Origin of the sequence: Streptomyces sp. 11x1 (genome assembly GCF_032598905.1) — a bacterium.
Classification (GTDB): Bacteria; Actinomycetota; Actinomycetes; order Streptomycetales; family Streptomycetaceae; genus Streptomyces.
On the sequence record NZ_CP122458.1, the window covers coordinates 4,120,167 to 4,135,668 of the forward strand.

Consider the following 15,502-nt stretch of genomic DNA (forward strand, 5'->3'; position numbering starts at 1 on the left):
CAACCGCAGACATGCGACGGCCCCCGCCGGGACGGCAATCCCAGTGCGAGGGCCTGACCACCGAGGAAGTAGGAGCTTCCCGATGGATACCCAGCACCCTAGCGCGCCCCCGCGCGCCCATGCCCGGCTTGCCGACAACAACCACCCGAACCGGCAGAGCCAATCCGGCGGCGGCCTGGTCCACGACCACACCCGCCACACCACCCGCTTCACGGTGATCGGCAACCACCTCGCCCAGCACCCGGAGCTGTCGCTCCTCGCGATCGGGCTGGCGACGCATATCCAGTCGCTGCCGAAGGGCGCCCGCGTCGACATCAAGAGCCTCGCGGCCCGCTTCAAGGAGGGCGCGACCCGGATCGCCGCCGCGCTGAACGAGTTGCAGGACCACGGCTACCTGCGCCGGGAGCGCGTACGTACCCCCGGCGGCCGGATCGTCACCCGTACGACCTCCTGCAACCAGCCCGGCCACAACAGGGCCGACAACGAGCCCGGGGCACGCCCGGCGCACGCGCCCCGGAAGGACCGCCAGGACCCGAGGCAAAAGACCCCCCGCAAGCCCCTCCCCGCCGTCCCCCAGCCCGCCTACCGCTCCCCCACCCTCCTCCAGACCGCCACCGATCTCCTCGCCGACCTGCGCCGCACGGACCCCGGCTGCTGCTCTCCGCCTGCGACGCCGCGCACCTCGCCCCGGGCGTCGCCGCCTGGCTGGAGCGCGACCTCACCCCCACCGCCGTACGCCACGCCCTGACCGACGATCTCCCGAACGAGCCCCTCCATCGCCCGGCCGCGTTCCTGGCCCACCGGCTCACGGACCGGCTGCCACCCCTGCCGCCGTACCGCGCCCCGGCGTCACCGCCTCCCGCCCACTACGAGATGACGAACTGCGACGGCTGCGACCGTGGCTTCCGGGGCCCGAAAGGGAGCCGCTGCCGCGACTGCGGGCCCGACCCCAGGCCCAACCTCATGGAGGTCACCTAGCATGAACGTGACGATCCTTGCCCACGGGCCCAGACGAGGAGCGAGCGCCATGACCATCGCCCCGGACGACGCGCAACACGGCGCCCCCCACATCTACCGAACCATGCGGGATTTCGTTCAGTCGATGGACGACGCCCTCCCCGGCAAATTCGAGATCACCAAGGAAGGGATCGTCCACGACATGATGTCTCCGGGAGGACCTCACGAAGTGACGGCAGCACATGTCAGCCGCCGTCTGGAAAAACTCATGCCGGAGGAGTTGCTGGCCCACAACGGCACGCCCGACGTGGAGGACGAGCCGGAGGGCATCATGCGCCACCCCGATGTCATGGTGATCGCCTGGGACGATCTCAATGTCCCGGGCTCCATCGACCCCCGGACACTCGTCGCCGCGATCGAGGTCGTCTCCCGCTCCAACCCCGACAACGACTGGGTCGCCAAGATGCGCGACTACCCCCTGCTCGGCATCCCCGTCTACGCCGTCTTCGACCCCCGCACCGGCACGGGCGCCGTCCTCACCGACATCCACGCCACGCCGGACGGCCCGCGCTACGCCACCCGCAAGGACTTCGTCTACGGCGAGGACGTCACCATCGCCGACTGGACCATCTCCACGGAGAACCTGCCCCGCTACCCGGACAAGGGCTGAGGTCGACGCCGCTCACCTCCCGGCCGCCAACCCCTCCCGCAGCGCCCCGTACGCCGGCTTGCGCCCGTACTCCTCGTCCATCGGCGTCGCCGAGCCCTCGCCGTCGAAGACTCCGGGCACCCACGAGTACTTGTCCGTGAATCCCCACACCGTGAACGACGTGCAGCTCCGCGCCCCCAGACAGGCGTCCAGCAACTGCCGGTAGTAGCTGGCCTGCGTCGCCGACTTCACCTCGTCCGCCGGCAGGATCATCCGCACGTCCACCTCCGTGAACGCCGTCCGCATCCCCAGCGCCTCGAAGCGGGCCAGATTCGCGGGGACGTCGGCCGGGAAGCCGTACTGGATCGCGAGGTGCCCCTGCGCGCCGAAGCCCTGCACCGGTACGCCCTCCGCGCGCAACCGCTTTGCCAGTTCGTAGTACGCCGTGGACTTCGCGTTGACGCCCTCCACGTTGTAGTCGTTGAGGAAGAGCTTCGCCTTCGGATCGGCGGCGTGCGCCCAGCGGAACGCGTCCGCGATGTACGACGGGCCCAGCTCACGCAGCCAGATCGAGTTCCGCAGGCTGCCGTCCTCCTCGAAGACCTCGTTGACCACGTCCCACTGCTGGATCTTCCCCTTGTACCGCTTCACCTCGGTGGTGATGTGCTTCCTGAGGATGCCGCGCAGCTCCGTCGCGCCGATCGATCCGTCCGCCACCCCGGCCGTCAGCCAGCCCGGCAGCTGGCTGTGCCAGACCAGGGTGTGCCCGCGCACGACCTGCCCGTTCGCCCGCGCGAAACGGACCAGGTCGTCGGCGGCCTTCCAGTCGTAGACCCCCCGCTGCGGCTCCACCGACTCCCACTTCATGACGTTCTCGGCGGTCACCGAGTTGAACTCACGGACCGTCGTCCGGCGGTACGTCCGGTCGTCCGCGAGGGCCGTCATGTCGACGGCCGTGCCGACGCGGACGCCGGCGCGGTCGGCGAGCGCCCTCAACGACGGGCCGCCATGAGGGCCGTGCGCAGAGGCCGACGGCACGGCCACCGCCGTGGCCAGCAGCGCCCCGGCGACCACCCCGAGCGCGGGCATGCGAAACCGGTTCATGTACGTCATCTCCAGGTCCCTTCTCAGACCTCAGAACTCGGAACTCAGATCCGGCGACTCTCCAACGGCCCCAGATACGTCGGCGTCAACCCGCCCGTGTCGATCACCAGGCGCTGCACCACCACCGTCGGGTCGACCATCCAGAACGTCAGCCGGTGCACCCCGGGCCCGGAGATCGCGTGCCGGGTCACTGTCATGTTGACGTTGTCCGAGGTGTTGCGCGCCCACTGCTTGTTCATGAGTCCGTCGTCGGCCCCGGTGACGGCGCTGATGTCGACGACCTGGGGTTCCCCACCGTCGAACGACACCCCGTACCGCAGGCCACCCGTCGGAAGCGCTGGATTCCTCGGCGAGAGATACACCCGGACCGTCACCTCCTCCACGGCCGACAGAAGACTCACCTCGTACTCCAGCCGCGGCCCGGCCCCGCCCGGCGTCCGCCGGGGCGCCGTCACGGGCCACGGCGTCATCCCCGCCCCCGTACGTCCGATCCGCTCGATCCGCCGCCAGCGCACGCGCCCGTCGGCCGACCCCACCGCCCGCGCGTAGTGCTCCGCGTCGATCGCGACATAGCCGCCCGCCTCGACGAATCCCCTGAGCCCCCGCGCCTCCCTCGCCGACGGTTTCTCCGCGACGGCCCGCACGGTGACCGATTCCCCGGCCCCTGTCACCGTCAACGAGCCCGAGGCGCGCCCCGTCGGCACCCGCCCCCAGTCCACCCGCACCGCCACCCGCTCCTGCTCCTCGACCCGCCCCCGCAACCGCTCCACCACCAGCCACGGCACCGACGGCTCGATCCGGTACGAGAAGGGCGTACGCCCCCGGTTGAAGATCTCCACGTACTGTTGGGGCCTGGTCTGGTACGGGCTGAACACCGGAAGCACCGGCCCCGCCCCAGTGGCACCCGACCCGGGCCACCACTCCCCCGAGTCGTCCGCCCCGTCCACCGCCACCCCCAACTCGGCGGCCTCCGGCACCTCGATCCGCCGCACCTTGGGGAAGATCTCGTCCGGCAGCGCCATATGGTCCTTCTCCGGCTGCTGCCATCCGGCGTTCGGGCCGTAGCGCTCCACGTCCCCGTATCCGATGTGCGGCTGGGTCTGGAAGCCCCGCCACTTCCCGCCCGCGACCTCGGTGTTGAAGCGATCGGCCAGCGCGAAGTCCCGCTCCAGACCCGCCTCCGCCTCGGCCGCCATACGATTCGTCGCCGCCCGCCCCTGCCTGGCGTACAGCAGGTTGCGGAACTCGGCCTCTCGCAGCCCGTACAGGTTCGCGGTGGCCGCCACCTCGTAGCCGACCAGCTCGAACCACGCGTCCCGCATGCCCTCCGGAAGCCGCCCGCCGACCCGCTCGGCACGTCTCATCAGGGCCCGCCACTCCTGCGTGACCCGCTCCAACTCGCGGTGCCCGAAGTGGAAGGGCGTCTCCTGGTCGTCGTAGACCACCTCGGTGGTGCCCTCGGCGACCGTGATACGCCGGTTCAGCAGCTCGGGCTTGCGGCGCCCCTGAAGCTGTCCGTACGTGCTCAGCACCTCGGCGATCCCGGCCGCGACCTCCTCCCCGAAGTGCAGCCGCGCGAAGCCCCGCTCCCACTCCCCCAGGTTCTCCAGATCCCAACGCCCGGGATTCCAGGCGTAGTCGAGGAAGAACTCGGTCGGCAGCTCATTGCCCTTCAGGTCACCGACGTTCGCCACCCAGAGGCCGTGGTTGCCGTAGGCGTCTGCCTCGTGCAGCTGCTCCCAGAGGTTCGCCAGGTTGGCGGTGTCGACCCACTTGTAGTTGCGCCCGACCCCGACGTAGTCGAAGTGGTAGTACAACCCGTACCCCCCGGGCCGTACGGGCTCCCCGGGGTCCGGATGCTTGCGGATGTTCCCCCAGTTGTCGTCCGTGAGGACCACGGTCACGTCGTCGGGCGCCCGCAGCCCCCGGTCCCAGTAGCGCTGGACCTCCTTGTAGAGGGTCCACACCTGCGGGGTCTCCGACGCGGGCCGCCCCGTCTCCTCCTCGATGATCCCGCGCTGCGCCGCGATGATCTCCTGCATCAGCTCGATGCCGTCACCGTCCGGCAGGCTCGTGTCGCCGTTCCCCCGCATCCCCAGCGTGACGACGCCCTCGAAGCCCTGGTCCACCATGCGCCGGATGCCGTCGCGCCAGTACGCCCGCACGGCCTCGGCGTTGCGCCGGTACGACCACTCCCCGGTGCCCCCGTAGGGGTCCCGCCCGGGGGTGACGACCTTGCCCGCGCTGTCCCGCACGGCCGGTACCGCATGGCGGTTCCACTCCTCGATCCCCCGCATCATGGGCGCCTCGTGAGACGTGCCCATGACAATTCCGTACTCCGTCGCCCGCGCGTGGTTCTCCGGATCGTCCTCGGCGAAGGCCCGCCCCCACACCGCCGGCCAGACGTAGTTGCCCTTGAGCCGCAGCAGCGCCTCGAAGACCTTGGCCCAGAAGTCCGCGGTGAAGCCCCCTGGGTGCCCCGGCGCCTTCCCGGGCCCGAAGTACGCCGGCGCCCATGTCCCGAGCGCCGGGTTCTCGTCGTTGATGAAGACACCGCGGTACTTCACGGCCGGCGTCCCCTGGCTGAAGCGACCCGGCCGCACGTACACCGCCGCGCGCCGGACCGGCGGCACGTCGTCCCACCAGTACCAGGGCGAGACGCCGAGCCCGTACGAGACGTCGTACGCCCCGAAGATCGTGCCGCGCTGGTCGCTGCCCGCGATGACGAAGGCCCGCCGCACCCCGGGCATCGGCCGCTCGACGACCGTCTGCAACGAGGTCTCCCACTTCCCCCGCACCCCGTCGACGTCCAGCTTCCCGGCGTCGATCAGCCCGTCGATCAGGGGACTGCGCCCAATGGTCCCCACCAGGACCACCTCCCGCGCGACCTCGCTCCCCGGCCGGACCCCCGTCACCCGCTCGATGTCGTCCCGCAGGTCCCCCGCGACCCGCACGACCCCGGGGTGATCCTCGGAACTGACCACGACCGGGGCACCGACCAGCGGGAATCCCCCGGACACGGGCGCGAAGGAGAGGTACGCGCCCGGATCGGTGACACGCGCGCCCCCGCCCTCCCCGGGCGCCCCTGTCGCCCGACCCTCCCCGGCCCACGCGGTCCCCGGCAACGTCGGCACCGCGGCGAGACCCGCGCCCGCCCCCAGAACGCTCCTACGGCTGACGTCCCCGGCCATGCCACACCTCTCCACCGATCGCTCCGAACGCGGATTTGCTCAGTGCCATGACAAATGGTGGAGGGAGTGAAGCGAGGGGACAACGGGTCGAACGCGCCGAATAGTTTCGAACGAGCTGCCCGTAAAGCCAGGGCAAGCGAAAGGGCCCGTACGACCGAAGTCGTACGGGCCCCTTCAGGAGCTCAGCTGATGCTGGAGCTACCAGGTCAGACCGACAAGCTTACTTGTTGATCTTGGTGACCTGGCCGGCGCCCACGGTCCGGCCACCCTCACGGATGGCGAACTTCAGGCCCTCTTCCATGGCGATGGGCTGGATGAGCTCAACCTTCATCTCAGTGTTGTCGCCGGGCATGACCATCTCGGTGCCCTCGGGGAGGGTCACAACGCCCGTCACGTCCGTCGTACGGAAGTAGAACTGCGGACGGTAGTTGTTGAAGAACGGCGTGTGGCGGCCACCCTCGTCCTTGGACAGGATGTAGGCCTGGGCCTCGAACTCGGTGTGCGGGGTGACCGAACCGGGCTTGATGATGACCTGGCCGCGCTCGACGTCCTCGCGCTTGATGCCACGGAGGAGCAGACCGACGTTCTCACCGGCCTGGCCCTCGTCGAGCAGCTTGCGGAACATCTCGATGCCGGTGACCGTGGTGGTGGTCTTCTCGGTCTTGATACCGATGATGTCGACGGTCTCGTTGACCTTGAGGACACCACGCTCGATACGACCGGTGACGACGGTGCCACGACCGGTGATCGTGAAGACGTCCTCGATCGGCATCAGGAACGGCTTGTCGACGTCGCGCTCCGGCTCCGGGATCGCGGTGTCGACGGCGGCCATCAGGTCCAGGACCGACTGGCCCCACTCCTTGTCGCCCTCGAGCGCCTTGAGCGCGGAGACCTTGACGACCGGAACGTCGTCGCCCGGGAACTCGTACTCGGAGAGCAGCTCACGGACCTCGAGCTCGACGAGCTCCAGGATCTCCTCGTCGTCCACCATGTCGGCCTTGTTCAGGGCGACGACGATGTACGGAACGCCGACCTGGCGGGCCAGGAGCACGTGCTCCTTGGTCTGCGGCATCGGGCCGTCGGTGGCGGCGACAACGAGGATGGCGCCGTCCATCTGCGCCGCACCCGTGATCATGTTCTTGATGTAGTCCGCGTGACCGGGGCAGTCGACGTGGGCGTAGTGACGGGTCTCCGTCTGGTACTCGACGTGCGCGATGGAGATGGTGATACCGCGCTGGCGCTCCTCGGGAGCCTTGTCGATCTGGTCGAACGCCGAGGCCTCGTTCAGGTCCGGGAACGCGTCGTGCAGCACCTTGGTAATGGCGGCCGTGAGGGTCGTCTTACCGTGGTCGATGTGACCGATGGTGCCGATGTTGACGTGCGGCTTAGTCCGCTCGAACTTCGCCTTCGCCACTGGGGTCCTCCTGTGGAGTGGTTCTGAACGCCTTGCTTCATCGGCGCCAGGTGATCTTTGCTGGAAAGTCCGGGTCCCGGGGCAAACAACCGTGTTTGCGGCCGTTTGCCCCACGAGGCTCCGGAGTCAAGCCTAAAGCGTGTGCACGCGGTGCGTTGAACGCGGTGGTTCAACGCCGTGCGTCACTCGCCCTTGGCCTTCGCGATGATCTCCTCGGCGACGTTCCGCGGAACCTCGGCGTAGGAGTCGAACTGCATCGAGTAGCTTGCGCGACCCGAGGTCTTGCTGCGGAGGTCTCCGACGTAGCCGAACATCTCCGAGAGGGGCACGAGGCCCTTCACGACGCGGGCACCGGCCCGCTCCTCCATGGCCTGGATCTGACCACGGCGGGAGTTGATGTCGCCGATGACCTCACCCATGTAGTCCTCGGGCGTGGTGACCTCGACGGCCATCATCGGCTCAAGGAGCACGGGGGACGCCTTGCGCGCGGCCTCCTTGAAGGCCTGCGAACCGGCGATCTTGAACGCGAGCTCGGAGGAGTCGACCTCGTGGTAGCCACCGTCGATGAGCGTGACGCGGACGCCCGTCATCTCGTAGCCCGCGAGGATGCCGAACTGCATGGCCTCCTGCGCACCGGCGTCCACCGAAGGGATGTACTCCTTCGGGATGCGGCCACCGGTCACCTTGTTCACGAACTCGTAACTGGCGTCGCCGCCCTCGATCGGCTCGATCGCGATCTGCACCTTGGCGAACTGACCGGTACCACCGGTCTGCTTCTTGTGCGTGTAGTCGACGCGCTCGACGGCCTTGCGGATCGTCTCGCGGTAGGCGACCTGCGGCTTGCCGACGTTGGCCTCGACCTTGAACTCACGGCGCATACGGTCGACCAGCACCTCGAGGTGCAGCTCGCCCATACCACCGATGATGGTCTGGCCGGTCTCCTCGTCCGAGTGGACCTGGAAGGAGGGGTCCTCCTCCGCGAGACGCTGGATGGCGACACCCAGCTTCTCCTGGTCACCCTTGGACTTGGGCTCGATGGCGACCTGGATGACCGGCGCCGGGAAGTCCATGGACTCCAGGATCACCGGCTGCTTGTCGTCGCACAGCGTCTCACCGGTCGTGGTCTGCTTCAGACCCATGACGGCGATGATGTCGCCGGCGCCCACCGACTCGATCTCCTCACGCTTGTTCGCGTGCATGCGGTAGATCTTGCCGATGCGCTCCTTCTTGCCCTTGACGGAGTTCAGCACGGCGGTGCCGGACTCCAGGCGGCCCGAGTAGACCCGGACGAAGGTGAGCTTGCCGAGGTGCGGGTCGCTCATGATCTTGAACGCCAGCGCGGACAGCGGCTCGTCGTCGGACGGCTTGCGCTTGACGACCAGCTCGGGGTCCTTCACGTCGTGGCCCTCGATGGCCTCGACGTCGAGCGGGGTGGGGAGGTAGCGCACGACCGCGTCGAGCAGGGGCTGGACGCCCTTGTTCTTGAACGCGGTGCCACAGAACACCGGGGTGACCGTGGTGTCGTTGGACTTGCCGGACGCGATGGTGATGCGACGGATCGCGGCGTACAGCTGCTCCTCGGTGGGCTCGACGCCCTCCAGGTACAGCTCCATGATCTCTTCGTCGTTCTCGGCGACGGCCTCGACGAGCTTGCCGCGGTACTCCTCGGCAGCCTCGGTGTGCGTGGCCGGGATGTCGACGACGTCGTACATCTCACCCTTGGCGGCCTCGGCGGACCAGACCAGGGCCTTCATCGTCACGAGGTCGACGACGCCCTTGAAGTCGGCCTCGGCGCCGATCGGGAGCTGCATGACGAGCGGCTGGGCGCCCAGACGGTCCGAGATCATGTCCACGCAGCGGTGGAACTCGGCGCCGGTACGGTCCAGCTTGTTGACGAAGCAGATGCGGGGCACGCCGTAACGGTCGGCCTGACGCCACACCGTCTCCGACTGCGGCTCCACGCCGGCAACGCCGTCGAACACCGTCACGGCACCGTCGAGGACGCGGAGCGAACGCTCCACCTCTACGGTGAAGTCGACGTGACCCGGGGTGTCGATGATGTTGATGGTGTGGTCGACGCCCTCGAGCGGCCAGTGACAGGTGGTGGCAGCAGAGGTGATCGTGATGCCACGCTCCTGCTCCTGCTCCATCCAGTCCATGGTGGCGGCGCCGTCGTGGACCTCACCGATCTTGTACGAAACGCCGGTGTAGAACAGGATCCGCTCGGTGGTGGTCGTCTTGCCCGCGTCGATGTGGGCCATGATCCCGATGTTGCGGACCCTGGCCAGGTCAAGCGAAGTGGTAGCCATAAGGCTTCAGTCTTCTCTCGGTCTCGATGGGGTCTGCGACTACCAGCGGTAGTGCGCGAAGGCCTTGTTGGACTCGGCCATCTTGTGCGTGTCCTCGCGCTTCTTCACAGCGGCACCCAGGCCGTTGGAGGCGTCGAGAAGCTCGTTGAGCAGACGCTCGGTCATGGTCTTCTCGCGACGGGCGCGGGAGTAACCGACCAGCCAGCGCAGCGCGAGCGTGTTGGCACGACCGGGCTTGACCTCGATCGGAACCTGGTACGTCGCACCACCGACACGGCGGGACTTGACCTCGAGGGTCGGCTTGATGTTCTCCAGAGCGCGCTTCAGCGTGATGATCGGGTCGTTGCCCGTCTTCTCACGCAGGCCCTCCATGGCGCCGTAGACGATGCGCTCGGCGGTGGAGCGCTTGCCGTTCAGCAGCACCTTGTTGATGAGCGACGTGACAAGAGGAGAACCGTAGACCGGGTCGATGATGACCGGGCGCTTCGGGGCGGGGCCCTTACGAGGCATTCTTACTTCTCCTTCTTGGCGCCGTAGCGGCTGCGGGCCTGCTTGCGGTTCTTGACACCCTGGGTGTCGAGGGAACCGCGGATGATCTTGTAGCGAACACCCGGCAGGTCCTTCACACGGCCACCACGCACGAGCACGATGGAGTGCTCCTGCAGGTTGTGTCCCTCACCCGGAATGTAAGCGGTGACCTCGATCCCGCTGGTCAGACGCACACGCGCGACCTTACGCAGGGCCGAGTTCGGCTTCTTCGGGGTGGTCGTGAACACACGCGTGCAGACGCCGCGACGCTGGGGCGAACCCTCGAGTGCGGGCGTCTTGTTCTTCTCGACCTTGTCCTGCCGGCCCTTACGGACCAGCTGCTGGATCGTAGGCACTACTTCTCCGGTTTCTGTGTGCCGAATGGTGAAGCTAACCCGGAACATTCGCCGACCCACGCGGTCGGGTGTGTCGAAACTGCTGAACTCCCGCCGCGAGGCAGAAAGGGCGCAGAGTACGGCGGCCGCTTACGGCTCCCCCTGTGCGGTTGAAGGCACGCACGAGAGCCAGGGCACACCCCAGGCACAAGGTCTGAGCGTACCTACCTCATTCGCTATGGTCAAAACAAATGGGCGGGAGGTGGTTTAAGGACGAACGTCTCCGCACCGACGCGTCCGCGCCACCGGCCCGCTGGGGCTCAGGTTCCGCTGCTCGACGACACTCCCGCGATCATCAGGACCAGCAGGAAGAAGGCCCAGCCCGCCACGGAGAGCCAGCCGAGGATCAGACCGGCCAGGGCGAAGCCCTCACCGCCCTCCCCGGTGCGCTTCATCTCGGCGCGGGCGGTGTGGCCCAGGATGACCGCCGGGATGCCGGTGAGCCCCAGCGACATGGTCGTGAGCACACCGCAGACCATCGCGCCCACGGCCTTGCCGTTGGTGGGCGGCGGCAGCACGGGCGCCGGCATGAACGTTCTCGGGACCATGGGCGGCATGGGCGCCATGACGCTCGGCTGCGCCGCTGTGGGCCCCTGGGGCAGGTCGGCGACCAGGAGGGCCAGCTCCCCCACCGTGCGCGCCTGGTAGGCCCTCTCGACGCGCCTCTCGTACTCGTCCTGCGGGAGGCGGCCCTCACTGAAGCCGGCCTTCAACACATCGACGGCACGCTCACGGTCGGCATGTGCGGCGAGCATGGAGGGACCACTGCCCTGCGCCTGCTGCCACGGCATCGGCTGCCACGACGGATTCGACACGAGAAACTCCCCCGGACTGGTTGTCCCCCCATGATGCGACAACGTACGCCCCCCGGCACTGGTTCCCCCGCACCGGTCCTGTCCCGGTTCTGCCACATCGCACACCCGTACGCCCGCCGTGCACGCCCGTACGTCACGCCAGGCGCCCGTACGCCGCACCGACACGCCCGTGACAAGACGCCGAAGGGCGGCCACCCGAAGGTGACCGCCCCTCAACTCAAGCGGCTGCGACCGCTCGCCTACTGGTTGTACGGACCGTAGTCGTAGTCCTCCAGCGGCACGGCCTGGCCGGAGCCCGTGCCGAACGGCGAGTAGTCGATGTCGTCGTAGCCGACGGCCGAGTACATCGCGGCCTTGGCCTCCTCGGTCGGCTCGACCCGGATGTTGCGGTAGCGGGACAGACCCGTACCGGCCGGGATGAGCTTACCGATGATGACGTTCTCCTTGAGGCCGATGAGGCTGTCGGACTTGGCGTTGATCGCCGCATCCGTCAGGACTCGGGTCGTCTCCTGGAAGGAGGCGGCCGACAGCCAGGATTCCGTCGCCAGCGAGGCCTTGGTGATACCCATCAGCTGCGGACGACCGGAGGCCGGGTGACCGCCCTCCTGGACCACACGACGGTTCTCGGTCTCGAACTTCGAGCGCTCGACCAGCTCACCGGGCAGCAGCTCGGCGTCGCCGGACTCGATGATCGTCACACGGCGGAGCATCTGCCGGATGATGATCTCGATGTGCTTGTCGTGGATCGACACACCCTGCGAGTTGTAGACCTTCTGGACCTCGCCGACCAGGTGGACCTGGACGGCACGCTGACCCAGGATGCGCAGCACGTCGTGCGGGTTGGTGGCACCCACGGTGAGCTTCTGGCCCACCTCGACGTGCTCGCCCTCGCTCACCAGCAGACGGGCGCGCTTCGAGATCGGGAACGCCGTCTCGTCGCTGCCGTCGTCCGGCGTGATGACGATCTTCTTGGTCTTCTCCGTCTCCTCGATGCGGACGCGACCGGCCGCCTCGGAGATCGGCGCGACACCCTTGGGCGTACGGGCCTCGAAGAGCTCGACGACACGCGGCAGACCCTGCGTGATGTCGTCACCGGCCACACCACCGGTGTGGAAGGTACGCATCGTCAGCTGGGTACCGGGCTCACCGATGGACTGGGCGGCGATGATGCCGACCGCCTCACCGATGTCGACCAGCTTGCCGGTGGCCAGGGAGCGGCCGTAGCACATGGCACACGTACCGACCTTGGACTCACAGGTCAGGATCGAGCGGGTCTTGACCTCCTCGACACCGTGGTGCACGAGCTGGTCGATGAGCACGTCGCCCAGGTCCACGTTGGCCGGCGCGATCACCTTGCCGTCGATGACGACGTCCTCGGCGAGCATGCGGGCGTAGACGCTGGTCTCGACGTCCTCGGCCTTGCGCAGGACCCCGGTCTCGTCCTTCGAGGCGATCCGCAGCTTCAGACCGCGCTCGGTGCCGCAGTCCTCCTCGCGGATGATGACGTCCTGCGAGACGTCCACCAGACGACGGGTCAGGTAACCCGAGTCGGCGGTACGCAGGGCGGTGTCCGCCAGACCCTTACGGGCACCGTGCGTGGAGATGAAGTACTCCAGGACGGACAGGCCCTCACGGAAGGACGCCTTGATGGGACGCGGGATCGTCTCGTTCTTGGCGTTCGACACCAGACCACGCATACCGGCGATCTGACGCATCTGCATCATGTTTCCGCGGGCACCCGAGTCGACCATCATGAAGATGGGGTTCGTCTTCGGGAAGTTCGCGTTCATCGCCTCGGCGACCTCGTTGGTCGCCTTGGTCCAGATCGCGATGAGCTCCTGCGTGCGCTCTTCCTTGGTGATCAGACCGCGCTCGTACTGCTTCTGGACCTTCTCGTCCTGCGCCTCGTAACCCTTGACGATCTCCTTCTTCGCCTCGGGAACGACGACGTCGGAGATGGCCACGGTGACACCGGAACGGGTCGCCCAGTAGAAGCCGGCCGCCTTCAGGTTGTCGAGCGTCGCCGCCACGATGACCTTGGGGTAGCGCTCGGCCAGGTCGTTGACGATCTCGGAGAGCTGCTTCTTGCCCACCGAGTAGTCGACGAACGGGTAGTCCTCGGGCAGCAGCTCGTTGAAGAGCGCACGGCCGAGCGTGGTCTTCAGACGGAAGCTGTCCCCCTGCTGCCACTCCGGCTCGCCCTCCTCGCGCGCCGGCGGCATCCAGCCGCGCGGCGGGATGGTGCCCACCGGGAAGCGGATGTCGATCGCGGACTGCAGCGCGAGCTCGCCGGCGTCGAACGCCATGATCGCCTCGGCCGTGGAGGCGAACGAACGCCCCTCGCCCTTGGTGTCACGGAGTTCGCCGTCGGTGGTGAGGAAGAACAGACCGAGGACCATGTCCTGGGTCGGCATCGTCACCGGACGGCCGTCGGCGGGCTTGAGGATGTTGTTCGAGGACAGCATCAGGATGCGGGCCTCGGCCTGCGCCTCCGCGGAGAGCGGCAGGTGGACGGCCATCTGGTCACCGTCGAAGTCCGCGTTGAACGCGGTGCAGACGAGCGGGTGGATCTGGATGGCCTTGCCCTCGACCAGCTGCGGCTCGAAGGCCTGGATGCCGAGGCGGTGCAGGGTGGGAGCACGGTTCAGCAGCACCGGGTGCTCGGCGATGACCTCTTCGAGGACGTCGTACACGACGGTACGGCCGCGCTCCACCATGCGCTTGGCGCTCTTGATGTTCTGCGCGTGGTTGAGGTCCACGAGCCGCTTCATCACGAACGGCTTGAAGAGCTCCAGCGCCATCGCCTTCGGCAGACCGCACTGGTGCAGCTTCAGCTGCGGACCGACGACGATCACGGAACGCGCGGAGTAGTCCACACGCTTGCCGAGCAGGTTCTGACGGAATCGACCCTGCTTGCCCTTCAGCATGTCGCTGAGGGACTTCAGCGGGCGGTTACCGGGACCGGTCACCGGGCGACCACGACGACCGTTGTCGAAGAGGGCGTCGACGGCCTCCTGGAGCATGCGCTTCTCGTTGTTGACGATGATCTCGGGCGCGCCGAGGTCGAGAAGCCGCTTCAGACGGTTGTTCCGGTTGATCACACGACGGTACAGGTCGTTCAGGTCGGAGGTCGCGAAGCGGCCACCGTCCAGCTGCACCATCGGGCGCAGGTCCGGCGGGATGACCGGCACGCAGTCGAGCACCATGCCCTTGGGGCTGTTGCTGGTCTGCAGGAACGCGGAGACGACCTTGAGGCGCTTGAGCGCACGGGTCTTCTTCTGGCCCTTGCCGGTACGGATGATCTCGCGGAGGCGCTCGGCCTCCTCGTCGAGGTCGAAGGACTCCAGGCGCTTCTGCAGCGCCGCGGCACCCATCGAGCCGTCGAAGTACGTGCCGAAGCGGTCACGCAGTTCGCGGTAGAGGAGCTCGTCGCCCTCCAGGTCCTGGACCTTGAGGTTCTTGAACCGGGTCCACACCTCGTCGAGACGGTCGATCTCGCGCTGCGTACGGTCGCGCAGCTGCTTCATCTCACGCTCGGCGCCCTCGCGCACCTTGCGGCGCACGTCGGCCTTGGCGCCCTCGGCCTCCAGCTCGGCCAGGTCGGTCTCGAGCTTCTTGGCACGGGCCTCGAGGTCGGCGTCGCGACGGTTCTCGATCTGCTGCCGCTCGACGGAGACGTGCGCCTCCAGGGAGGGCAGGTCGCGGGTGCGGCGCTCCTCGTCGACGTACGTGATCATGTACGCCGCGAAGTAGATGACCTTCTCCAGGTCCTTCGGGGCGAGGTCGAGCAGGTAGCCCAGCCGCGACGGAACGCCCTTGAAGTACCAGATGTGGGTGACGGGAGCGGCCAGCTCGATGTGGCCCATCCGCTCACGGCGCACCTTGGCGCGCGTGACCTCGACGCCACAGCGCTCACAGATGATGCCCTTGAAGCGGACACGCTTGTACTTGCCGCAGTAGCACTCCCAGTCCCGGGTCGGACCGAAGATCTTCTCGCAGAAGAGTCCGTCCTTTTCGGGCTTGAGCGTGCGGTAGTTGATCGTCTCGGGCTTCTTGACCTCGCCGTGGCTCCACTGACGGATGTCGTCAGCGGTGGCCAGACCGATCCGGAGCTCGTCGAAGAAGTTGACGTCGAGCACT

9 protein-coding genes and 1 pseudogene are annotated in these 15,502 nt (G+C 67.8%); 2 read left to right on the forward strand and 8 right to left on the reverse strand.

All coding sequences use genetic code 11. The annotated features are described in order from the left end of the window. Nucleotides 1–82 precede the first annotated feature (82 nt). Both P8T65_RS17870 and P8T65_RS17875 read left to right on the forward strand, forming a co-directional pair. Nucleotides 83–978: pseudogene (locus P8T65_RS17870) on the forward strand (helix-turn-helix domain-containing protein). 49 nt (nt 979–1,027) lie between these two features. Continuing rightward, entirely contained in the window at nt 1,028–1,627 is a 600-nt protein-coding gene (locus tag P8T65_RS17875; protein WP_316726295.1) for a Uma2 family endonuclease, read from the forward strand. Nucleotides 1,628–1,639: 12 nt separating this feature from the next. On the opposite strand, the gene P8T65_RS17880 is transcribed toward P8T65_RS17875, so the two are convergent. From P8T65_RS17880 to P8T65_RS17915, 8 genes are all read right to left on the reverse strand, one after another. Further along, nucleotides 1,640–2,719 carry an endo-1,4-beta-xylanase gene (locus P8T65_RS17880; RefSeq protein WP_316726296.1) on the reverse strand — a complete coding sequence of 360 codons (1,080 nt, stop codon included), beginning with the start codon at nt 2,717–2,719 and terminating at the stop codon, nt 1,640–1,642. A 35-nt stretch (nt 2,720–2,754) separates the two neighbouring features. Next, nucleotides 2,755–5,901, reverse strand: a complete 3,147-nt coding sequence (locus P8T65_RS17885; RefSeq protein ID WP_316726297.1) for a glycosyl hydrolase 115 family protein — start codon at nt 5,899–5,901, stop codon at nt 2,755–2,757. Between the two features lie 220 nt (nt 5,902–6,121). Next, a complete protein-coding gene (gene tuf, locus P8T65_RS17890) occupies nt 6,122–7,315 on the reverse strand; it encodes an elongation factor Tu (protein WP_115906452.1) in 1,194 nt (397 codons plus the stop codon). 182 nt (nt 7,316–7,497) lie between these two features. Beyond that, nucleotides 7,498–9,624, reverse strand: coding sequence for an elongation factor G (gene fusA, locus P8T65_RS17895; RefSeq protein WP_033528328.1), 2,127 nt, complete (start codon nt 9,622–9,624; stop codon nt 7,498–7,500). Between the two features lie 39 nt (nt 9,625–9,663). Further along, entirely contained in the window at nt 9,664–10,134 is a 471-nt protein-coding gene (rpsG, locus tag P8T65_RS17900) for a 30S ribosomal protein S7 (protein WP_003992340.1), read from the reverse strand. 2 nt (nt 10,135–10,136) lie between these two features. Continuing rightward, the gene (gene rpsL / locus P8T65_RS17905) at nt 10,137–10,508 is read right to left on the reverse strand and encodes a 30S ribosomal protein S12 (protein ID WP_003948652.1); all 372 of its coding nucleotides are present in this window, start codon (nt 10,506–10,508) and stop codon (nt 10,137–10,139) included. A gap of 299 nt (nt 10,509–10,807) precedes the next feature. Further along, entirely contained in the window at nt 10,808–11,302 is a 495-nt protein-coding gene (locus P8T65_RS17910; protein WP_316731624.1) for a DUF1707 and DUF4190 domain-containing protein, read from the reverse strand. A 299-nt stretch (nt 11,303–11,601) separates the two neighbouring features. Next, nucleotides 11,602–15,501 (reverse strand): DNA-directed RNA polymerase subunit beta', encoded by a 3,900-nt coding sequence (locus tag P8T65_RS17915; RefSeq protein ID WP_316726298.1) that lies wholly within the window; start codon nt 15,499–15,501, stop codon nt 11,602–11,604. Between the last annotated feature and the right edge of the window lies 1 nt (nt 15,502).